Annotated in this window: 25 protein-coding genes and 1 pseudogene; 14 read left to right on the top strand and 12 right to left on the bottom strand. The window is 63.0% G+C overall.

Translation table 11 applies throughout. The annotated features are described in order from the left end of the window. Positions 1–34: 34 nt before the first annotated feature. The 5 genes from fghA to GRI34_RS09350 form a co-directional block, all read right to left on the bottom strand. A complete protein-coding gene (fghA, locus tag GRI34_RS09370; RefSeq protein WP_160595700.1) occupies positions 35–880 on the bottom strand; it encodes an S-formylglutathione hydrolase in 846 nt (281 codons plus the stop codon). Further along, a complete protein-coding gene (locus tag GRI34_RS09365; protein ID WP_234028197.1) occupies positions 877–1362 on the bottom strand; it encodes a prolyl-tRNA synthetase associated domain-containing protein in 486 nt (161 codons plus the stop codon). Before GRI34_RS09365 ends, fghA begins: the two co-directional genes overlap by 4 nt. A gap of 28 nt (positions 1363–1390) precedes the next feature. Then, the gene (locus tag GRI34_RS09360) at positions 1391–1771 is read right to left on the bottom strand and encodes a VOC family protein (protein ID WP_090476571.1); all 381 of its coding nucleotides are present in this window, start codon (positions 1769–1771) and stop codon (positions 1391–1393) included. Between the two features lie 61 nt (positions 1772–1832). Further along, entirely contained in the window at positions 1833–2189 is a 357-nt protein-coding gene (locus GRI34_RS09355; RefSeq protein ID WP_160595698.1) for a cupin domain-containing protein, read from the bottom strand. Next, positions 2189–3295: an S-(hydroxymethyl)glutathione dehydrogenase/class III alcohol dehydrogenase gene (locus GRI34_RS09350; protein WP_160595697.1), complete on the bottom strand. Its 1107-nt coding sequence runs from the start codon at positions 3293–3295 to the stop codon at positions 2189–2191. The genes GRI34_RS09355 and GRI34_RS09350 overlap by 1 nt, the downstream gene beginning before the upstream one ends. Positions 3296–3394: 99 nt before the next feature. On the opposite strand from GRI34_RS09350, the gene GRI34_RS09345 reads away from it, so the two are divergent. The 4 genes from GRI34_RS09345 to GRI34_RS13220 all read left to right on the top strand — a co-directional run bounded on the left by GRI34_RS09345 (position 3395) and on the right by GRI34_RS13220 (position 5603). Then, positions 3395–3799: a hypothetical protein gene (locus GRI34_RS09345; RefSeq protein ID WP_160595696.1), complete on the top strand. Its 405-nt coding sequence runs from the start codon at positions 3395–3397 to the stop codon at positions 3797–3799. A gap of 70 nt (positions 3800–3869) precedes the next feature. Then, positions 3870–4316, top strand: a complete 447-nt coding sequence (locus GRI34_RS09340; RefSeq protein WP_160595695.1) for a hypothetical protein — start codon at positions 3870–3872, stop codon at positions 4314–4316. A gap of 74 nt (positions 4317–4390) precedes the next feature. Further along, the gene (locus tag GRI34_RS09335) at positions 4391–5062 is read left to right on the top strand and encodes a glutathione S-transferase family protein (RefSeq protein WP_090476564.1); all 672 of its coding nucleotides are present in this window, start codon (positions 4391–4393) and stop codon (positions 5060–5062) included. Between the two features lie 34 nt (positions 5063–5096). Next, positions 5097–5603: a hypothetical protein gene (locus tag GRI34_RS13220; RefSeq protein ID WP_199800309.1), complete on the top strand. Its 507-nt coding sequence runs from the start codon at positions 5097–5099 to the stop codon at positions 5601–5603. A 14-nt stretch (positions 5604–5617) separates the two neighbouring features. Here GRI34_RS13220 and GRI34_RS09330 read toward each other — a convergent pair. The 3 genes and pseudogenes from GRI34_RS09330 to mutM all read right to left on the bottom strand — a co-directional run. After that, positions 5618–5764, bottom strand: a pseudogene (locus tag GRI34_RS09330) (zinc finger domain-containing protein); the annotation flags it as partial. A gap of 23 nt (positions 5765–5787) precedes the next feature. Beyond that, on the bottom strand, positions 5788–6099 hold the full coding sequence (locus tag GRI34_RS09325; RefSeq protein ID WP_160595694.1) for a hypothetical protein: 312 nt from the start codon (positions 6097–6099) through the stop codon (positions 5788–5790). Between the two features lie 5 nt (positions 6100–6104). Further along, entirely contained in the window at positions 6105–6920 is an 816-nt protein-coding gene (mutM, locus tag GRI34_RS09320; protein ID WP_160595693.1) for a bifunctional DNA-formamidopyrimidine glycosylase/DNA-(apurinic or apyrimidinic site) lyase, read from the bottom strand. 198 nt (positions 6921–7118) lie between these two features. On the opposite strand from mutM, the gene GRI34_RS09315 reads away from it, so the two are divergent. Together GRI34_RS09315 and ubiB are read left to right on the top strand one after the other, a co-directional pair. Continuing rightward, positions 7119–7850, top strand: a complete 732-nt coding sequence (locus GRI34_RS09315) for a class I SAM-dependent methyltransferase (protein WP_160595692.1) — start codon at positions 7119–7121, stop codon at positions 7848–7850. Between the two features lie 2 nt (positions 7851–7852). Next, positions 7853–9415, top strand: coding sequence for a 2-polyprenylphenol 6-hydroxylase (ubiB, locus tag GRI34_RS09310; protein ID WP_160595691.1), 1563 nt, complete (start codon positions 7853–7855; stop codon positions 9413–9415). A 1-nt stretch (position 9416) separates the two neighbouring features. Here ubiB and GRI34_RS09305 read toward each other — a convergent pair whose 3' ends face one another. Then, on the bottom strand, positions 9417–9800 hold the full coding sequence (locus GRI34_RS09305; RefSeq protein ID WP_160595690.1) for a hypothetical protein: 384 nt from the start codon (positions 9798–9800) through the stop codon (positions 9417–9419). 129 nt (positions 9801–9929) lie between these two features. Between GRI34_RS09305 and GRI34_RS09300 the strand changes: the two genes are divergently transcribed. After that, positions 9930–11711: a bifunctional phosphopantothenoylcysteine decarboxylase/phosphopantothenate synthase gene (locus tag GRI34_RS09300; protein WP_234028196.1), complete on the top strand. Its 1782-nt coding sequence runs from the start codon at positions 9930–9932 to the stop codon at positions 11709–11711. Continuing rightward, complete coding sequence (gene dut, locus GRI34_RS09295; protein ID WP_160595688.1) at positions 11704–12162, top strand: dUTP diphosphatase; 459 nt, start codon at positions 11704–11706, stop codon at positions 12160–12162. The genes GRI34_RS09300 and dut overlap by 8 nt, the downstream gene beginning before the upstream one ends. A 99-nt stretch (positions 12163–12261) precedes the next feature. On the opposite strand, the gene GRI34_RS09290 is transcribed toward dut, so the two are convergent. Then, the gene (locus tag GRI34_RS09290) at positions 12262–12972 is read right to left on the bottom strand and encodes a DUF4136 domain-containing protein (RefSeq protein ID WP_234028195.1); all 711 of its coding nucleotides are present in this window, start codon (positions 12970–12972) and stop codon (positions 12262–12264) included. A gap of 239 nt (positions 12973–13211) precedes the next feature. Between GRI34_RS09290 and GRI34_RS09285 the strand changes: the two genes are divergently transcribed. From GRI34_RS09285 to GRI34_RS09275, 3 genes are all read left to right on the top strand, one after another. Next, positions 13212–13958: a YebC/PmpR family DNA-binding transcriptional regulator gene (locus GRI34_RS09285; RefSeq protein ID WP_090476550.1), complete on the top strand. Its 747-nt coding sequence runs from the start codon at positions 13212–13214 to the stop codon at positions 13956–13958. Positions 13959–14066: 108 nt separating this feature from the next. Then, a complete protein-coding gene (gene ruvC / locus GRI34_RS09280) occupies positions 14067–14549 on the top strand; it encodes a crossover junction endodeoxyribonuclease RuvC (RefSeq protein WP_160595687.1) in 483 nt (160 codons plus the stop codon). A 118-nt stretch (positions 14550–14667) separates the two neighbouring features. Further along, positions 14668–15015: an ArsC family reductase gene (locus GRI34_RS09275; protein ID WP_160595686.1), complete on the top strand. Its 348-nt coding sequence runs from the start codon at positions 14668–14670 to the stop codon at positions 15013–15015. On the opposite strand, the gene GRI34_RS09270 is transcribed toward GRI34_RS09275, so the two are convergent. Both GRI34_RS09270 and ubiG read right to left on the bottom strand, forming a co-directional pair. Further along, entirely contained in the window at positions 15009–15176 is a 168-nt protein-coding gene (locus GRI34_RS09270) for a hypothetical protein (RefSeq protein ID WP_160595685.1), read from the bottom strand. The genes GRI34_RS09275 and GRI34_RS09270 overlap by 7 nt on opposite strands. Positions 15177–15226: 50 nt before the next feature. Further along, positions 15227–15985 carry a bifunctional 2-polyprenyl-6-hydroxyphenol methylase/3-demethylubiquinol 3-O-methyltransferase UbiG gene (gene ubiG / locus GRI34_RS09265; RefSeq protein ID WP_160595684.1) on the bottom strand — a complete coding sequence of 253 codons (759 nt, stop codon included), beginning with the start codon at positions 15983–15985 and terminating at the stop codon, positions 15227–15229. Between the two features lie 53 nt (positions 15986–16038). Here ubiG and GRI34_RS09260 point away from each other — a divergent pair, with 53 nt between their 5' ends. The 3 genes from GRI34_RS09260 to purT are packed head-to-tail and all read left to right on the top strand — an operon-like array spanning position 16039 to position 18771. Next, a complete protein-coding gene (locus GRI34_RS09260) occupies positions 16039–17319 on the top strand; it encodes an aspartate kinase (protein WP_160595683.1) in 1281 nt (426 codons plus the stop codon). Next, positions 17316–17591: a hypothetical protein gene (locus GRI34_RS09255; RefSeq protein ID WP_160595682.1), complete on the top strand. Its 276-nt coding sequence runs from the start codon at positions 17316–17318 to the stop codon at positions 17589–17591. Before GRI34_RS09260 ends, GRI34_RS09255 begins: the two co-directional genes overlap by 4 nt. 7 nt (positions 17592–17598) lie before the next feature. Continuing rightward, positions 17599–18771, top strand: coding sequence for a formate-dependent phosphoribosylglycinamide formyltransferase (gene purT, locus GRI34_RS09250; protein ID WP_160595681.1), 1173 nt, complete (start codon positions 17599–17601; stop codon positions 18769–18771). The last annotated feature ends 10 nt before the right edge of the window (positions 18772–18781 follow it).

Below are 18781 nucleotides of genomic sequence, written 5' to 3'. Positions count from 1 at the left end.
AAGTCTGCGCCAGAGAATTCTCAGAATCAAGTACTTAAGTAATGTTGAGGCGCTCCGCATGCCAAGCAACGTGCTCGGCCATGAAAGTAGAGATAAAGTAATAAGAGTGGTCGTAGCCTTCCTGCATCCGGATCTCGGGGTTCATGCCTGCCTTGGCGCAGGCCATGGTAAGCGCGCCGGTTTTCAGCTGTTCCTCGAGGAACTGGTCGGCAGTGCCCTGGTCGACCAAGATGTGATCGTGGCGTGCGCCGTCCTCGATAAGGGCCACGGCGTCATAGGCGCGCCATGCATCGCGGTCTTCGCCAAGATAGCGGGACAGGGCTTTCTCGCCCCACGGCACGCGCGAAGGCGCGACGATCGGCGAAAAGGCGCTTATCGAGCGGAAGCGGGCGGGATCGCGCAGGCCGATGGTCAGTGCGCCGTGTCCGCCCATCGAATGGCCCGTGATCGACTGACGCGACAGGTCGACGGGAAATTCGCCTGCGACGATGGAGGGCAGCTCTATCTCGATATAGCTGCGCATCCGGAAATGCTCGCTCCACGGGTCCTGCGTCGCATCGACATAGAAGCCGGCACCCTTGCCGAAGTCGTATTCGTCCGCCGCGTCGGGCACGTTTTCGCCGCGCGGGCTGGTGTCCGGAGCGACGAGGATTATCCCATGTTCCGCGCAGGCGGCGCGATATTCGCCTTTCTCGGTGACATTCGCGTGCGTGCAGGTGAGGCCCGACAGGTACCACAGCACCGGCAGTTTCGCGCCCGCTTCGTGCGGGGGGACATAGACCGAAAAGGTCATTTCGGTGCCGGTCGCTTCCGACTGGTGCGAACAGACGAACTGGTCACCACCGAAGGCCTTGTTCTGCGAAAGGTAATCGAGCTTCATGCGGTCTCCTGAACCGGGATTTCTGCGACGACGGGCGCATGACCCCAATGTTCCAGAAGCTGCAAGATATGCGCGCCGGAAAGCCCGATTGTCGCGGTATTGCGAAGCGGGTGGACATTTACCTGCTCTGCGTGCGCCAAGCCCGCTTTGAGGACGCAGGTCACGCTGCCCGGCGATGCATGGATCATGGCGAGCGGCGTCACCGAGCCGGGCGCAATGCCGATCAGACGCTGCATGTCGTCCGGCTTGCCGAAGCTCACGCGCTTGCAGCCGATGGCCTCGGGCAGGGCCTTCAGGTTCACCCGCGCTTCTGCAGGGACGGTCACCAGCCAGAAGGCGCCCTTGGCATCTTTCAGGAAGAGGTTCTTTGTATGCTCGCCGGGAATGCTGGCCTTGATGTCGCGGCTTTCCTCGACGGTGAAGACGGCCTCATGCTCGTGATGTGAAAAAGGGATCGCGAGCGCGTCTATGTCGGCTCGCAATCCCTTTTCATCGATTGGCGTCAAGGCGTCAGCCCGGACGATACATCGCGCAGACCTTGTTGCCTGCCGGATCGCGCAGATAGGCGAGGTAGAGCTTCATGCCCGCACCTTCGCGCAGGCCCGGCGGGTCTTCGATCGGGGTGCCGCCATTGGCCGCGCCGGCTTCGTGCCACGCATCGGCCATGGCCTCGCTGTCGGCCGCAAAGCCGATGGTCGAGCCATTGCCGCAACTCGCCGGCTGGCCGTCGATCGGCTTGGTGATGAGGAAAATGCCGCCATTGTGCATGTAGATGACGCGGCCCTTGGGATCGACGGTGCCTTCGCGGCCGCCGAGCGCCTTGAAGCAGGCGTCGTAGAACTTCTTCGATGCCTCGATATCGTCGGCACCCAGCATGACGTGGCTGAACATTGAACTCTCTCCTTAGGTTTCGATTCGCTACCTTAAGCGCGCCTGCGGCCCGCGCAAGCGATCAGATGTCGATGGCGAGCGTGGCGGTCTTCTGGTCGCCGGTATTGGGCATGTCCTTGGGATCGATCAGCAGGAGGCGGACCTCGCCGTGGCGCGCGCAGGGACGGTGTTCGACCCCGCGCGGGACGATGATCATCTCGCCCGCTTCAAGCACTTCGGTGCGATCCCGGAACTCCATGTCGAGCGTGCCGTCGAGGATCAGGAAGAGCTCGTCCGTGTCCTCGTGGCAGTGCCAGATGAACTCGCCCTCGACCTTCACGAGGCGGATCTCGTTATCGTTGTACCGCCCGACGATGCGCGGCGCCCAGTGGTCGGAAAACTGCGCGAACTTCTCGTACAGATTGACCTTGGAGGCCATCAATAGACCACGACCGCGCGGATGCTTTCGCCCGAGTGCATCAGGTCAAAGCCCTTGTTGATTTCTTCCAGGCTGAGGCGGTGGGTGATCATCGGGTCGATCTCGATCTTGCCGTTCATATACCAGTCGACGATCTTGGGCACGTCGGTGCGCCCCTTGGCCCCGCCGAATGCCGTGCCGCGCCAGTTGCGGCCCGTGACGAGCTGGAAGGGACGCGTCTCGATCGTCTTGCCCGCTTCGGCAACGCCGATGATGATGCTGGTGCCCCAGCCCTTGTGGCAGCATTCCAGCGCATCGCGCATGACTGCGGTGTTGCCGGTGCAATCGAAGCTGTAATCCGCCCCGCCGTCGAGCATGTTGACCAGCGTTTCGACGACATTGCCGACATCCTTCGGATTGACGAAGTCGGTCATGCCGAACTTGCGGCCCCACTCTTCTTTGGACGGGTTGATGTCGACGCCCACGATCCGGTCTGCACCGGCGAGCTTCGCGCCCTGGATCACATTGAGACCGATCCCGCCGAGGCCGAAGACCACGACATTGTCGCCCGGCTGGACCTTGGCGGTATTGGTCACCGCGCCGACGCCTGTGGTCACGCCGCAGCCGACATAGCATGTGGTGTCGAAGGGCGCGTCTTCGCGGATCTTGGCGACCGCGATTTCGGGCAGGACGGTGAAGTTCGAGAAGGTCGAACAGCCCATGTAATGGTAGATCGGCTTGCCGTTGTAGGAGAAGCGCGTGGTCCCGTCTGGCATCAGGCCCTTGCCCTGCGTTTCGCGGATGGCGCTGCACAAATTGGTCTTGCCCGACACGCACATCTTACACTGGCGGCATTCGGGCGTGTAGAGCGGGATCACGTGATCGCCTGCGGTCACGCTGGTCACGCCTGCGCCTACTTCGCGCACCACGCCGCAACCTTCGTGCCCGAGGATGGAGGGAAAGAGCCCCTCGCTGTCCAGCCCGTCGAGAGTATAGGCGTCTGTGTGGCAGATGCCCGTCGCCATGATCTCGACCAGCACTTCACCCGCCTTGGGGCCTTCGAGATCAAGCTCGACGATCTCGAGCGGTTTCTTAGCTTCGAAGGCAACGGCGGCGCGGGTTTTCATGATGCGATTCTCCTCTTTGATGCGACGGGTAGGGGCGCAGCGCTGGCCCCGCAAGCCAAGTTGCTTGCGGTTCAGGCGCGGCGCGATAGGTAAGCGGCCATGAAGTTCTTCCTCCCCGCTATCGTCGCTGCGATGCTCGCTGCCCCCGCAATCGCACAGGACAGCGCACAGGCGGACACGCCCGCTCCGGTCATCACCATGGAGCTGGTGGACCTGCCGATCGAACAGCAGACAGCGCTGCGCTGCGGGGTTGCCGTGGCCATCGCCACCGAGGCGCAGCGTGCGGGCAATGCCGATGGCAAGGACTGGCCCGACCTGCTGGAGAACGAACGCGGCCGCGAATACTTCGTGCGGACCATGGCCAAGCTGATGGACGACACCGGCATTGCTCGCGAAGGCATTGCCGTTCGCGGCAGGAAAGAGGCCGAAGACCTGGCGCAAGATGGCCGGCTCGATGCAGTGATGCCCGCTTGCCTGCTGATGATGCAGGCCTCGGGCTTCTAAGACCCGTTCAGCAAGCTTTCAGCGCGCATCTGCCATGTCCATGCTTCCCGGAACAACCGAAGGAAGTCCCATGCGTCGTCACCTGCTTGCCGCAGCCACCCTTGCCGCATTCGCAGCGCCCGTGCCCGCACTGGCGCAGGATGCCGATGAGGCTGCTTTTGACGAACGCGACGGCGCGGGGCTGACCGAGATGGCGGACACGCTGTCCGATCCCGAACGCCAGCGCGAACTCGCCATGATGCTGCGCGCGATGAGCGAGGTCCTGCTCGACCTGCCGATCGCCCCGCTGACCGACGCCGTGGCCGAAATCGCGGGCGAGGAAATGCCGCGTGTGGTTGATGGCGCGACGCTGCGCTCGATCGCTCCGGAGGCGAGCCGCGTGCCGGAAGAGATCGAGAAGAACCTGCCGCGCGCCATGGAAGCCGCAGGCACGCTTGCCGAAACGATGGAAGTCATGCTGCCGCAGCTGCGCGCCATGGCCGAACGCTTCTCGGACACGCTGCCGCAGCGCGACTGACTTCACAGGAAATTTTCGCCAAAATCGCGCGCGCCAGTGGACGCGTGGACGCGCCTGCCGCATAGGCAGGGGCCATGTGGCAGCTCCACCAATTCCCCCTGTGCCCCTTCAGCCGCAAGCTGCGCTTGCTGATGGGCGAAAAGTCGGTTGCGTACGAACTCGTGCGCGAAAACCCCTGGGAAGGGCGTGACAGCCTGTGGCAGCTCAATCCGGCCGGGCGCACCCCGGTCCTGCATGACCCGGCGCGCAAGGTCACGCTGTGCGACAGCCAGGCGATCTGCGAATTCTTCGAAGAGACGGTGGACCGCAACCCGATGATTTCGGGCAATGCCATGCAGCGCGCCGAAATCCGCCGCCTGACGCGCCTGTTCGACGAGAGCCTCTATGGCGATGTCACCGCACCTGCCCTGCACGAAAAGATGAAGAAGCGCCTGATCCTGCGCCAGTCGCCCGACGGACGGGTGCTGCGCGAGATGGGACGGCTGCTGCACGGCCACCTCGATTATATCGACTGGCTGGTCGACACGCGCAGCTGGCTCGCCGGGCCGACGCTCAGCCTTGCGGACCTCGCCTGCGCGGCGCAGCTATCGGTGGTCGATTACCTCGGCGGGATCGAATGGAAAGGCCACGACCAGGCGCGCGACTGGTACATGGTTATGAAAAGCCGCCCGAGTTTCCGCCCGCTGCTGAGCGAGAAGATGGAAGGCCTGCCCCCACCGCGGGAATACGCTGCGCTGGATTTGTAATCACTTGGTCGGCCGCAGAGTGCGGTCTTGTTGTATGACAGAAGAAGAGTGGAAAGAATCCAGAAGCGCCAAGGAAATGCTCTCGTTTCTGCGTGAGGAGAGACCCAGATTTTTTAGATCTCAATTGCGGGAACTGCAGCAGTTCCTTGTCGCCTGTTGCTGGAAGAACGAAGACCTCCTTGTCGACAAGAATTCTCGGGATGCAGTGAGAAACGCCGAGAGATACCTCGACGGCGAAATCGACAAAAAAGAGCTCTATCGGTTGGACTGGTACGCGGAAGCAGCAGTCTTCGGCATTCTGTATGCCGAGTCCCTCGAACGCATCGACGAGTTGAAAAGCCTTATCGAAGGTGTCGAACGAGTACGTGGGCTACCGTTCGAAGCTGCCAGAGAAACGTTGCTCGAGGCGGCATATCTAGCGGACTACACGCTGGTCTATCCAGGCATTCACAATCAGCACTGGGTGATGGAGGTCTTCAACGAGAAGTTCATTTGTGCCGACCTCTTGCGAGAACATGTTCGCCCGTTCTCAGCAGAATAGGTCAGTTCCCATTGCCTCTGGCAAAGCGTGCAGAACCATGTGCTCCGCCCGCCCTGCACGATGCGGCGGATGGTGCCGCCGTCCTCGTGGTGGCAGGGCTCGCTCTCGCGGCCGTAGACGTGGAAGCGGGTGGCGAAATAGCCGAGGTTTGTGTCGGGCTGCATTTGTGAGGCGATCAGCTACGCTAAAAATGCCACATCATCAGAACTGGTGTAAATGCGAACGGGCCGCCGCCTATCGCGAGCAGTTTCGAAATCGAAATATTCTTTGCACGAAGGGCGATTGCGGCGATCCAGAAGGCTCCGACGACCACCCAATAGAAGCGACCCTCGAAGCGTTTCTCTTGCTCGCATCCGCGAATTAGCTCTGGCGTGTTGTAGCTTGCCCAGCAGTCGCCGATCGCAATGATCAGAAACAGAGAAAGTGCGAAGGTAACGCCGATCGCCATTGATAATTTGAATTGGAAGGCTCGTTCCCGACGCTTCTTGTCTCCCATCCCTCTCACCTCTGACAAACCGGACAAAACCACGTGCTGCGCCCGCCCTGCACGATGCGGCGGATCGTGCCGCCGTCCTCGTGGTGGCAGGGCTTGCCCTCGCGGCCGTAGACGTGGAAACGGGTGGCGAAATAGCCCAAGTTTCCGTCGGGCTGGGCGAAATCGCGCAATGTGCTGCCGCCATCGCGGATGGATCGCTCCAGCACATCCTTGATCGCGGGGACGAGGCGGCGCAGCTGCGGCATGGTCACCTTGCCACCGGCCTTTCGCGGATGAATGCCCGCATGCCACAGCGCCTCGCAGACATAGATATTGCCGAGGCCCGCCACGATCCGCTGGTCGAGCAGCAGCAGCTTGATCGCCTGTTTGCGCCCGCGCGTCGCTTCGCGCAGGTGTTCGGGCGTGAGATCGTCGCCCAGCGGCTCCGGCCCCAGCGCGGCGAGGGGTTTCCAAGTCACCAGTTCGCCACTCGTCATCAGATCTACCGAACCGAAGCGGCGTGGATCGTTGAGCGCGAAGCGGTGGCTCGCCGTTTCCAGCACGAGATGGTCGTGCTTGTCGTCTTCCTCCGGGTCGATCCGCCAGCGCCCGCTCATGCCGAGGTGGAACACCATCGCATGATCGCGGCTGGTATGGACCAGACCGTATTTGGCCCTGCGCGAGAGATGCGTCACGCTCGCCCCCGTCAGCGCCTGCACAAGATCGGGCGGAAAGGGGCGGCGCATATCCGGGCGGTTGACCTGGACAAGCGTGATCGTCTCGCCCTCGAGGAACCGCGCAAGACCGCGCACCGTTGTTTCGACTTCGGGAAGCTCAGGCATTTTCTTTCCGGCGATTGGAGACGTATCGATGTTTGCAGATGGCAGATCGCCGGATGCGGTGCCAGCCCTCTCCCCCACCCGGCCACCCAAACAGTATCGTGCCGTGGGTGGCCGGGTGGGGGAGAGGGCCGGAGCCGGGCGCAGCGACCGCAGGGAGCGGATAGACGCCACCAAAAACAACCCCTAAGGCACCTCGCCATGAACGATACAGTTTCCTTCGGCTACGAAGACATCGACGCAAACGAGAAAACCGGCCGCGTGGGCGAGGTGTTTTCCAACGTCGCCGCCAAGTACGACATCATGAACGACGCCATGAGCGGCGGGATGCACCGGCTGTGGAAGGACCGCTTCGTGCGCCGGGTCAAACCGCAGCCGGGCGAACAGATCCTCGACATGGCGGGCGGCACTGGCGACATCGCTTTCCGCATGGCGGCGAAGGGTGCCAGCGTCACCGTGTCGGATATCAACCAGGACATGCTCGACGTCGGCATCGAACGTGCGATGGATCGCGGCATCGACGGCCTCGTCTGGAGCCGCCAGAACGCCGAGGAGCTGGCCTTCAGCAGCCGCACCTTCGACGCCTACACCATCGTGTTCGGCATCCGGAACGTCACCTTCATCGACAAGGCCCTGAAAGAGGCGCACCGCGTGCTGAAGTACGGCGGACGCTTCTACTGCATGGAATTCAGCCAGACCGACTGGCCGGGCTTCAAGGAAGTCTACGACCTCTATTCGCACCAGCTCATGCCCAAGATCGGCAAGGCGATCGCCAATGACGAGGACAGCTATCGCTACCTCGCCGAATCGATCCGCCGCTTCCCCAAGCCGCCCGAATTCGAGGCGATGATCCGCGCTGCGGGCTTTGAGAACACGCGGGTCGAAAAGATCCTCGGCGGTGCGGTCAATATCCATTCGGGGTGGAAGGTCTAGGCGTGACACGCCCCGCAACGCATATCTGGCGACTTGGTCGTTGGGCGCGCATTCTGGCGCGGCATGGTGCCCTGCGCGGTATCCAGAACGACCCCAACACTCCGGCCCCGGTCAAGCGCCTGATCGGCCTGTTCAGCATTGGCACGATCAAATCGCGTGAACCCGATTATGCCGGCGCCTTCCGCGATATCGGCCCGGCGGCCATCAAGCTGGGACAGACGCTGGCGACACGGCCCGACCTCGTAGGCGAAGACGCAGCGCGTAACCTTCTCAAGCTGCAGGACGATCTGCCGCCAGTCGGTTTCGGGCAAATCAGGCAGAGCATCGAGGCCAGTTTCGAACAGCCGCTGGAAGCACTGTATTCCGAGTTCGATCCGGAACCGATCGGCGCAGCCTCGATCGCACAGGTCCACCGTGCGGTGACCACCGAAGGCCGTGAGGTCGCGGTGAAAGTTCTTCGGCCCGGAGTTCGAGAGCAGTTTGCTCGCGATATCGACACCTATGAATGGGCAGCCGCCCATGTCGAGGCGATGGGCGGAGAGGCCGCGCGGCTTCGTCCGCGGCTCGTCATCGCCAATTTCAAGCGCTGGACCGCTCGCGAGCTGGACTTGCGACGCGAAGCCGCCTCGGCATCCGAACTGGCCGAACACATGGTCGGTACGCCGGGGTACGAGATACCGGGCATCGACTGGGATCGCACGAATGGGCGCGTGATGACCATCGACTGGATCGACGGCATCAAGATCAGCAATACCGAAGCCCTGAAGGCTGCGGGTCACGATACTGCGGAACTGGCGAACCGCCTTGTCCTCGCCTTCCTGAAACAGGCGATTGCCGCCGGCTTCTTCCATGCCGACATGCACCAGGGAAATCTGTTCGTGAAAGCGGACGGGACCATTGCCGCCATCGATTTCGGCATCATGGGGCGGATCGACCGGCAGGCGCGCATGTGGCTGGCGGAAATCCTCTACGGCCTGACGACGGGGAATTACAAACGCGTCGCCGAAATCCATTTCGAGGCGCAATACGTGCCGAGCTATCACAATGTCGACGAGTTCGCGACGGCGCTGAGAGCCGTGGGCGAACCCATGCGCGGCAAGCCGGTCAGCGAACTGTCGGTTGGCCAGATGCTCGACGGGCTGTTCGCCATCACCCGCGATTTCGACATGCAGACGCAGCCGCATCTCCTGCTGCTGCAGAAGACCATGGTCATGGTCGAAGGCATCGCCACTCAGCTCAATCGGCAGATCAATATGTGGGACACCTCCGCGCCCTATGTGCGCAGCTGGATCCGCGACGAGCTTGGTCCGGAGGCCGCGATTGCGGATCGTATCCGGACGGATACCGAAACGCTGCTGCGCATACCCGATCTCGTGCGCCGGATCGAAGACCGCTTCCCGCCCAAGGGCGGCGCGCCCGAGCCGCCGCCGCTACCGGATGTGGAACTGGTGTGGGAGCGCCGTGCGCGAAAGCAGGAGCGACGCGGCGTGCTCGGCTACCTGCTCGTTGCAGCAGGAGCGGGCCTCGCCGGTTGGGCCGCCGCCATGCAGGGCTGGCTCGGCTAGGTCAGCTTGTCCGTCCGCGCCAGCGCAGCATGGCGAAGGTCAGCACGAAGACGTGCGCCGCTTCCACCAGCATCGGCATCCACCAGCCTTCGTAAGTCTCGACCGCGAACAGGTTCACCAGCCGTCCGGTAAAGGCGGTCGCGAACAGCAGTAGCGCGGGCAGCAGGACATCGCCGCGCCGCTTCCATGCGCCCCAGGCCATGAAGAAGGCTGCGACCAGGAAGAAGGCGGTGAAATCGCCCCGCATGGCCGAAAGTCCCATGGCTCCCGTGGCCGTCAGGCCGAAGTCTGCCCCTGCAAGCGCAGGATCGACGAAAAAGCTCACTCCGAGGACCAGATCGAGCAGAGCACCCAGCGCAATCAGCGCGGCAAGAACGAAATTCATATGCGAAACCCCTCCGTTTCCTTTTTTTAAACCATAGGGTGGCAAGGGTATTTGGGCAATCGCGCGCGTTTTGCGTGCTGGCAATGACGGACAGGGGGCGCTAGCAAGCGCAACGATGACGCAATGGGAATGCACCAGCCGATCGGCGCGGACAGCGCCAGTGAAGAATTCGAGCGGGACCGCGAAGTGAGCGGGCCGAAGATCCTGCTCGTCATCGGCGGCGGTATCGCTGCCTACAAGTCGTGCGAACTCGTGCGCCTCATCCGCAGGGCCGGGGGCGAGGTTACCTGCGTCCTCACAGAAGGCGGACAGCAATTCGTCACGCCGATGGCGCTGGCGGCCCTGTCGGGAAAGAAAGTCTACACCTCGCTCTTCGACCTCAAGGATGAGGTCGAGATGGGACATATCCAGCTCAGCCGCGATGCGGATCTGGTGGTCGTGTGCCCGGCGACGGCGGACCTCCTCGCCAAGATGGCTGCCGGTATTGCCGACGACCTGGCGACCACGCTGATCCTCGCCACCGACAAGCCGGTGCTGACGGTTCCGGCGATGAACGTGAAGATGTGGGAGCATTCCGCCACCCAGCGCAATGCCGACTGGCTGCGGCAGGCAGGCGTGAAGGTCATGGATCCCGACGAAGGCCCGATGGCCTGCGGCGAATTCGGCCCCGGTCGCCTTCCCGAGCCGGTAGCGATCCTGTCGAAGATCGCCGAAGAACTCGAAATCGACATCGATCTGCCCGAACTGGCCGCGCCTGCCCCGCAGCTCGCAGCGCCGGTGGAAGAGGCAGACGCTGGCGATGCCGAAGTCGAAGCGCCCGAAATCGAGGCGCTCGAACCGGAAGACGAGGAAGAGATTGAAAAGAGCGGCGGCGGCCTTGGCGGCTTGCTGTCGATGATCATCCCGCGCTCGACTGCGAAACGCTCGCACGAAGAGATCGAGGAAGAGTACGAAGAGCTCGAGGACCTCCCCGAGCCCGAAATGCTCGATGCCGAGGCGCTGGTCGAAAATACCGAGTTCGATCCCGACGCCGCAGGCCCGCTGCTGGCGAAGAAGGGCGGGGCCGCAGCCGCACCGCCGATCGATCCCGAAGCGCTCAACCACACGGTCGCCCGCAAGGACGAACGCGCCAAGCCGCAACCGGTCGAAGAAGACGTGCAGACGCAGGAAGTCGCCTTCGAGGATTCGCCGCTTGCCGGGCAGCCCGAATTCGATCCCGATCCGGAACACCGCCCGCTCTACGGCAAGCACGTGCTGGTCACTGCCGGCCCGACTCGCGAGCCGATCGATCCGGTGCGCTATATCGCCAACCGGTCGAGCGGGAAGCAGGGCTTCGCGATTGCCGCAATGGCCGCTGCCGCTGGCGCACGCGTGACGCTGATCGCTGGCCCTGTACACCTGCCCACTCCGCATGGCGTGGACCGGATCGACGTCGAGACCGCCGATGACATGGCCGAGGAAGTGCGCAACGCGCTGCCCGCCGATGCCGCCTTCATGGTTGCCGCCGTCTCCGACTGGAAGAGCAAGCACGTCGCCGGCGAAAAGATGAAGAAGCGCGGTAGTGCGCCGCCCGCGCTCATTCTTGCCGAAAACCCCGATATCCTCGCCGCGGTGGCTGCCGGGCGCAAGCGTCCGCACCTCCTCATCGGCTTTGCTGCCGAGACGGAAAACGTGGTCGAAAACGCAAAGACCAAGCGCAAGCGCAAGGGTGCCGACTGGATCATCGCGAATGACGTTGCCGGGGCCGTCGGCGAAAGCGTGATGGGCGGCGACATCAACCAGGTGCATATCGTCACCCCCAAGGGTGTCGAAAGCCTGCCGGAAATGCCCAAGGAAGAAGTGGCCCGCGAACTCGTGCGCCGCGCCGCTGAAGCGCTGGTCGAACCCCAGGATGACGACGAACATGACTGATCCGGTCGGCGTTAGGCTGAAACGCCTGCCCCATGGCCACGGCCTCGATCTCCCCCGCTATGCCACCGACGGCGCTGCGGGCATGGATGTCCTTTCAGCCGAGGCGGTGAGCCTCAAGCCGGGGCAGCGCCACGCGGTCGCCACCGGCTTTGCCGTCGCTATTCCCGACGGGTACGAAATCCAGGTGCGTCCGCGTTCCGGCCTTGCTTTCAAGCACGGCATCACGGTGCCGAACACGCCGGGCACGATCGACAGCGATTATCGCGGTGAACTGAAGGTCCTGCTGATCAATCACGGCGACGAGACTTTCGCGATCGAGCGCGGCGACCGGATCGCGCAGCTGGTGCTGGCACCTGTCACACAGGCGGCATGGGAAGAGGTCGACGAACTCGACGATACCAGCCGCGGCGAAGGCGGCTTCGGTTCGACCGGGGGTCATGCCAAGCTGTGATCTCTTGACACAAGTTTAGCTGCCGACACGAAAAGGGCGGCCCGTCGCCGAGCCGCCCCTTCAAATCGATTGTCCTGTCGCCTGCGGGCGATGAGGTGCTTACCGGTCTTCCGGCTTGACCGAAATGCGCACGGTCTCACCCGAATTGCCCGGGAAGTCGGTGAACATCGCTTCGACCAGGTTCGGCACCAGGTACTGCAGGCGGTTCGAAGTCGACAGGGCTTGCGCCTTGCCTTCGAACAGTCGCTCACCGGTTGCCGCGCGGTCGATCTTCATGTCGATGCCGCTGGTGTAAACGGTGTAGCTGCGTATTTCCGGGCTTCCGAACCACGGATCGTTGAAGCCGAAGCCCCAGCGGCTGCCGTAATAGCTCGTGCGGAAGATGCGCCCGTCGCGGGTACGGTAATAGCGCGGACGGACATAGCCCAGATGTCCGCGATAACCGTACCACGGAGAATAGAACGGATCGTGGAATCCGGTGGTGCGAACACGCTCGCGCCCGTTGTCGACGCCGTAGTCGAAGCGGACCAGCAGGGTCGCATCTTCGGGCGATGCGGCCTGCGCATAGCCCAGGCGTTCCATCTGCGCTTCGACCTGGTCGGCATACATCGAGAATTCCAGGCCGCCGGCAAGGGCCGGATCGTCTGCAACCACGAAGTAGCTTTCGCCGGTCGGGGCGGGCATCTTGGTTTCGAAACGGGTCACGTCGGCCTTGAAGGCAGGCGTGGCGCAGGCTGCTAGGCCTGCGAGGATCATCGGTACGGAGGCCAGCTTCAGCTTACGCCCCATTCCCTGTTTACGGGTAGTCATAGCTTGGTCCTTTCACGTGTTGGCGGATCATATACACCAAACGGGAAACATGGGGCAGCCCGCCTTTCCCCAAGACAATCTGCCAGTGAATAGAGCAACTTCTATACCAAACGCCATGAACCGGCTTTGAATGATCGGATTCACTTATGTTGCATCCGGCAGAAGGGTTGTCGCAGTGCCCACAAGGCGGCTAAGGGTCGCCGCGATTAATCCCATTTTGCTTAAGGCAGAGACGAGCCATGGCTGGCCATTCCAAATTCAAGAACATCATGCACCGCAAGGGCGCGCAGGATAAAAAGCGCTCCAACCTGTTTTCCAAGCTGAGCCGCGAAATCACTGTGGCCGCCAAGATGGGCATGCCCGATCCGGACATGAACCCGCGCCTGCGCCTGGCGGTGAACGCCGCCAAGAGCCAGTCGATGCCGAAGGACAATATCCAGCGCGCGATCGACAAGGCATCGGCCACCGACGGCGAGAACTACGAAGAAGTGCGCTACGAAGGCTATGGCCCAGGCGGCAGCGCGATCATCGTCGAAGCGCTGACCGACAACCGCAATCGCACCGCCACCGCCGTGCGCACCGCGTTCAGCAAGAACGGCGGCAACCTCGGCACCGAGGGCAGCGTCCAGCACGGCTTCGAACGCCTCGGCCTGATCGAATATCCTGCCAGCGCGGGTGACGAGGACAAGGTCCTCGAAGCCGCGATGGAAGCGGGTGCGGAAGACATCGAAAGCACCGCCGACGGTCACACCATCTGGACCGCCGCCGACGATCTCCACCAAGTCGCGGGCGATCTCGAAAAGTCGCTGGGCGAAGCGGAAAACGTCAAGCTGGCGTGGAAGCCGAACATCACGGTCGAAATGGACGAGAAGGGTGCATCGACCCTGCTCAAGCTGATCGACACGCTGGACGATGATGACGATGTCCAGACCGTCTGGGGCAATTACGAAATCTCCGACGAGGTCATGGCCAAGCTGGACGCCTGATCGGTTATCCGGTGAAGCTGCGCGAATGGATCCTCGCGATCGTATTGGGCAGCGCATTCCTGCTGGCGATTGCCTGGCGGCTCGGCTGGATGATCGGGTTGTGAAGCCATGCTGATCCTCGGCCTCGACCCCTCGCTGTCCTGCACGGGCTGGGGCGTGATCCGTGTCGACGGCAGCCGGATCACGCATATCGCGAACGGCCAGATCCCGACCGATGCCAAGGCGCCGATGGTGCGGCGGCTGTCGCTGCTGCACACCTCGATCCAGGCCGTCATTGCCGAATACGCGCCCGATCGCGCGGCGGCGGAAGAAGTTTTCGCGAACAAGAATGCGCAGTCGACTCTCAAGCTTGCGCAGGCACGCGGCGCCGTGCTGACGGCCTGCGGCGGGGCCGGGCTGGACGTGAACGAACATGCCGCGCGGCTGGTGAAAAAGGCGGTCGTCGGGACGGGCGGGGCCGACAAGACGCAGGTGCAGGCCATGCTGAAAGTGCTCCTGCCCGGCGCGAAACTGGCGGGCGCCGATGCTGCCGATGCGCTGGCAGTCGCCATTGCCGATGCGCACCTGTCCTACACGCCGCCCTCGCGCTAGGCCCTTGGCATGAGCGCGCCCGAACCCGTTGTATCCGCCCGAAACGGGCGCTTTACGCCTCCGGCGAATTTTCCGCCTGAACCGTGTTCCATGTGTTCCACTCTGTAGGACAGCTATCGTGACCATCCAGCTCTACGGCATCCCCAACTGCGACACAGTCAAGAAAGCCCGCAAGTGGCTCGACGCGCAGTCGATCGATTACGCCTTTCACGATTACAAGAAGGAAGGCGCCGATCCGGCCAGGCTCGCCTCATGGTCGGACGCGGTGGGCTGGGAAGTGCTGCTCAACAAGCGGGGTACCACCTTTCGCAAGCTGGACGATGAAGCCAAGGCCGATATCGACCGCGAAAAGGCGATCGCGCTGATGGCGGAGCACCCGAGCATGATCAAACGGCCCGTCGTCGAACACGCGGGCGGCATACTGGTCGGCTTCAAGGAAGAGGATTGGGCGGCAGCGCTTCAATAGCCGCTGGAATTGCTCCAGCCGCCATTGTCGTTCTGCGTCACAGAGCGCGCATTGTCGTTCGCCGTGCCGGTGATCTGGCGCTTGACCGCGCCGAGGTTGCTGCCCGATCCGTAAATCAGGCCAAGCACGATCGCGCCGCCGAGGAGGAGTTTCTTGATCATGATCAGGCGAGGCTACCCGCCTATCCTAAAGATCGAGTTAATGGCGGGCCTCAGGCCTTGCGTGCGGTGACGATGTAATTGAGCGCTGTGTCGTCGCCGAGATGGAGGCCTTTCATCGGGGAAAAGCCGATGCCGCGCGGTTCGCCCATTGAAAGACCCGCCTCGGACAGCAGGTCGCCGAGCTCGCCGGGCGTGATGAAGTCGTCCCAGTGGTGAGTGCCCTTGGGGATCATGCCCAGACCTTCCGCCGCCCCGATCATCAGCAGGCGCGATTGCGGTGTGCGGTTGGGGGTTGAGAGGACCATGAGACCGTCATCGGCAAGTCGCGCTGCCAGCTCGCGCACGAACGCCGCTTTGTCGGCAACGTGCTCGATCACTTCCATCGCGGTGACAAGATCGAACGTCCCGATGTCGAGCGATCCGATCTCGCCCGCCATGTACCGGATGTCGAGGCCTATGCCCTCGGCATGGACGCTTGCGGCGGCCACGTTTTCGGGAGCCGCATCGACACCCGTAACCTGCGCACCCATGCGCGCCAGCGGTTCGCACAGGAGGCCCGCGCCGCAGCCGACGTCGAGCGCGCTCTTGCCGGCCAGCGGGCGAGCGTTGCGGACATCTCCGGCCCAGTGCACGTCGATCGCATCGCGCAGGAATTGCAGGCGCACCGGATTGAGCTTGTGCAGCATGGCAGACGAACCCTTGGGATCCCACCAGTCCCGGGCCAGCTTGCCGAAATGGGCCGCTTCTTCGGGCCGGATCGTTTGGCCGCCTGAAGTATTGCTTGGCGTGTCGGTTGTTGCATCACTCATAAGGGGTGGCTAGCAGCCATAGCCCACGCATTCCAGCTCGGAGAGACATCCGCTTGGCCCGTATCGTGATGAAATTCGGCGGCACCTCGATGGCGGGGACGGAGCGCATTAGACGCGTGGCCAACCTCGTGCGCAAGCAGGCTGCCGGCGGCAATCAGGTCGCCGTGGTGGTCAGCGCGATGGCGGGCGAGACCGACCGTCTCGTCAACTTCTGCCGTGAAGCGAACCCCCTCTACGACCCTGCCGAATACGACGTCGTCGTAGCCAGCGGCGAACAGGTGACGAGCGGTCTGCTCGCTCTCACCCTGCAATCGCTCGGCTGCGACGCCCGCAGCTGGCTCGGCTGGCAGCTTCCGGTCCGCACCGTCGAAGCGCATGCGAAGGCAAGGGTTGAAGCCATCGATGCCGAAGCTCTCACCTCGGCGATGGAGGCCGGACAGATTGCCGTCATCCCGGGTTTCCAGGGGGTTTCGGAAGACGGCCGTATCACGACCATGGGCCGCGGCGGGTCGGATACCAGCGCGGTCGCAGTCGCCGCTGCTGTGAAAGCGGACCGGTGCGATATCTACACCGATGTTGACGGCGTCTACACGACCGACCCGAGGATCGTGGCCAAGGCCCGCAAGCTCAAGGCCGTGACCTATGAAGAAATGCTCGAGCTGGCGAGCGTGGGGGCCAAGGTCCTCCAGACCCGCAGCGTCGGCCTGGCGATGAAGGAGGGCGTGCGTGTGCAGGTTCTCTCCAGCTTCGTAGGCGACGACGCCATTCCGGCAGACGAACTCCCCGGCACGATGATCGTGTCGGAAGAGGAAATGAATATCTTGGTGGAGAAGGGCGAAATGGAACGCCAGCACGTAACCGGCATCGCGCATGACAAGAACGAGGCCAAGATCATCCTCACCCGCGTTCCCGACAAGCCGGGCGCAGTGGCGCATATCTTCGATCCGCTTGCCAAGGCGGCGATCAATGTCGACATGATCATCCAGAACGTGGGCCGCGACAAAGGCGAGACCGACGTGACCTTCACCGTCCCGCAGGCCGACCTTGCAAGGGCTCAGGCGCTGCTGGAAGACAAGCGCGACGACATCGGGTTCAATCGCCTCATCACCGACAGCAAGATCGCCAAGATCAGCGTCGTGGGTGTCGGCATGAAGAGCCACGCGGGCGTCGCCAGCACCATGTTCAAGGCGCTCGCGGATCGCGGGATCAACATCCAGGCGATCACGACTTCGGAGATCAAGGTCAGCGTGCTTATCGACGAGGACGAGACCGAACTGGCCGTTCGCGTGCTGCACACCGCCTATGGCCTCGACGCCGACGACGAGGCTGCGTGAGCAGAATTCGCAAGGTGGCGGACGGATGGAGTGCCATCGTCCGAAGCACCTGGCGCGCTTATGCGGTATTTTGCGGAGCGGGAGTGATTGCCGTCCTGCTCCGGTTTCGAGCCGGGGAGTATGCGGAGGCGAGCAATCGGGAGGTGATGGAAGAGATCGGCGTGGCCGCAATTCTCATGTTCGTCGCAGCCTTTGTCACCGCGCTCGTCTTCCATTACCAACTGCGCCGTAATTCGCGCTGGCCCGGTGGGGGAGGGCGCCGCAACAGGTGACTGTGAAATGAGCCATATCGCAAAGATCCTCCTTCTCGGCTCCGGGGAACTGGGCCGAGAATTCGTCATCTCCGCGAAGCGCCTCGGGGCCCTTGTCGTGGCCTGCGACGCCTATGACGATGCACCCGCAATGCAGGTGGCCGATGCGCGCGAGGTCTTCTCGATGCTGGATGGCGAAAAGCTGCGAAACGCGGCCGAAAGGCACCGGCCGGACTACATCGTTCCGGAGATCGAGGCCATTCGCACTTCGGCCCTCGCCGAGCTGGAGGAAGAGGGTTTCAACGTCGTGCCTTCCGCCAAGGCGGCGCAGCTGACCATGAACCGCGATGCGATCCGTGACCTGGCGGCGCACGATCTCGGTCTCGTGACCTCGAAATACCGCTATGCGAAGAACCTCGACGAGGTGCGCGCAGCGGCAAAGCACACGGGCATTCCCTGTGTCATCAAGCCAGTGATGTCCTCGTCCGGCAAGGGCCAGAGCACGGTCCGTGACGACGACGGGCTCGAACCGGCCTGGGATTACGCCTGCGCCAATATGCGCGGCGACCGCAGCCGCGTCATCGTCGAGCAGTTCGTCGACTTCGACTACGAGATCACTCTCCTGACCATCCGGCACAAGGACGGCGTGAGCTTTTGCCCGCCGATCGGTCACCGGCAAGAGCGCGGGGATTACCAGGAAAGCTGGCAACCTACGCCGATGAGCGACGCGGCGATCGCGAAAGCCCAGGACATGGCGCGAACGGTGGTTGATGAACTGGGTGGTCACGGCCTGTTCGGGGTGGAATTCTTCGTCAAAGGCGAGGAAGTGATCCTCTCCGAACTCAGTCCCCGCCCGCATGACACGGGTATGGTGACGTTGGTCAGCCAGAACCTGACCGAATTCGATCTTCACGCGCGTGCCATCCTTGGTCTGCCGGTGCCCGACCAACTGCGCGCGCGTCCTTCGGCGAGCGCGGTCATTCTCGCGAGCCAGAACAGCGATGCGCTTACGTACAGCGGCCTTGCAGAAGCCCTCTCGCAGCCCGGCACGGACCTGCGCATATTCTCCAAGCCGACCAGTCGTCCCTTTCGCCGGATGGGTGTTGCGCTGGCGACGGCAGGCGATACCGATGCGGCGCGGCGGAAAGCTCGCGATGCTGCTGCAAAGGTCAGGGTCCATTACGGCGACACCGCCGGTTAAAACATTGCGC

Origin of the sequence: Qipengyuania aquimaris, assembly GCF_009827445.1 — a bacterium.
GTDB lineage: Bacteria > Pseudomonadota > Alphaproteobacteria > Sphingomonadales > Sphingomonadaceae > Qipengyuania > Qipengyuania aquimaris.
The sequence above is the reverse complement of the archived record's forward strand: the minus strand, read 5'-3'. Positions and strand labels throughout refer to the sequence as shown.

Coding starts and splice junctions, on each gene's coding strand:
- fghA (WP_160595700.1), bottom strand. CDS start 880: ATGAAGCTCGATTACCTTTCGCAGAACAAGGCCTTCGGTGGTGACCAG.
- GRI34_RS09360 (WP_090476571.1), bottom strand. CDS start 1,771: ATGTTCAGCCACGTCATGCTGGGTGCCGACGATATCGAGGCATCGAAG.
- GRI34_RS09355 (WP_160595698.1), bottom strand. CDS start 2,189: ATGGCCTCCAAGGTCAATCTGTACGAGAAGTTCGCGCAGTTTTCCGAC.
- GRI34_RS09350 (WP_160595697.1), bottom strand. CDS start 3,295: ATGAAAACCCGCGCCGCCGTTGCCTTCGAAGCTAAGAAACCGCTCGAG.
- GRI34_RS09345 (WP_160595696.1), top strand. CDS start 3,395: ATGAAGTTCTTCCTCCCCGCTATCGTCGCTGCGATGCTCGCTGCCCCC.
- GRI34_RS09340 (WP_160595695.1), top strand. CDS start 3,870: ATGCGTCGTCACCTGCTTGCCGCAGCCACCCTTGCCGCATTCGCAGCG.
- GRI34_RS09335 (WP_090476564.1), top strand. CDS start 4,391: ATGTGGCAGCTCCACCAATTCCCCCTGTGCCCCTTCAGCCGCAAGCTG.
- GRI34_RS13220 (WP_199800309.1), top strand. CDS start 5,097: ATGACAGAAGAAGAGTGGAAAGAATCCAGAAGCGCCAAGGAAATGCTC.
- GRI34_RS09325 (WP_160595694.1), bottom strand. CDS start 6,099: ATGGGAGACAAGAAGCGTCGGGAACGAGCCTTCCAATTCAAATTATCA.
- mutM (WP_160595693.1), bottom strand. CDS start 6,920: ATGCCTGAGCTTCCCGAAGTCGAAACAACGGTGCGCGGTCTTGCGCGG.
- GRI34_RS09315 (WP_160595692.1), top strand. CDS start 7,119: ATGAACGATACAGTTTCCTTCGGCTACGAAGACATCGACGCAAACGAG.
- GRI34_RS09305 (WP_160595690.1), bottom strand. CDS start 9,800: ATGAATTTCGTTCTTGCCGCGCTGATTGCGCTGGGTGCTCTGCTCGAT.
- GRI34_RS09300 (WP_234028196.1), top strand. CDS start 9,930: ATGCACCAGCCGATCGGCGCGGACAGCGCCAGTGAAGAATTCGAGCGG.
- dut (WP_160595688.1), top strand. CDS start 11,704: ATGACTGATCCGGTCGGCGTTAGGCTGAAACGCCTGCCCCATGGCCAC.
- GRI34_RS09290 (WP_234028195.1), bottom strand. CDS start 12,972: ATGACTACCCGTAAACAGGGAATGGGGCGTAAGCTGAAGCTGGCCTCC.
- GRI34_RS09285 (WP_090476550.1), top strand. CDS start 13,212: ATGGCTGGCCATTCCAAATTCAAGAACATCATGCACCGCAAGGGCGCG.
- ruvC (WP_160595687.1), top strand. CDS start 14,067: ATGCTGATCCTCGGCCTCGACCCCTCGCTGTCCTGCACGGGCTGGGGC.
- GRI34_RS09270 (WP_160595685.1), bottom strand. CDS start 15,176: ATGATCAAGAAACTCCTCCTCGGCGGCGCGATCGTGCTTGGCCTGATT.
- ubiG (WP_160595684.1), bottom strand. CDS start 15,985: ATGAGTGATGCAACAACCGACACGCCAAGCAATACTTCAGGCGGCCAA.
- purT (WP_160595681.1), top strand. CDS start 17,599: ATGAGCCATATCGCAAAGATCCTCCTTCTCGGCTCCGGGGAACTGGGC.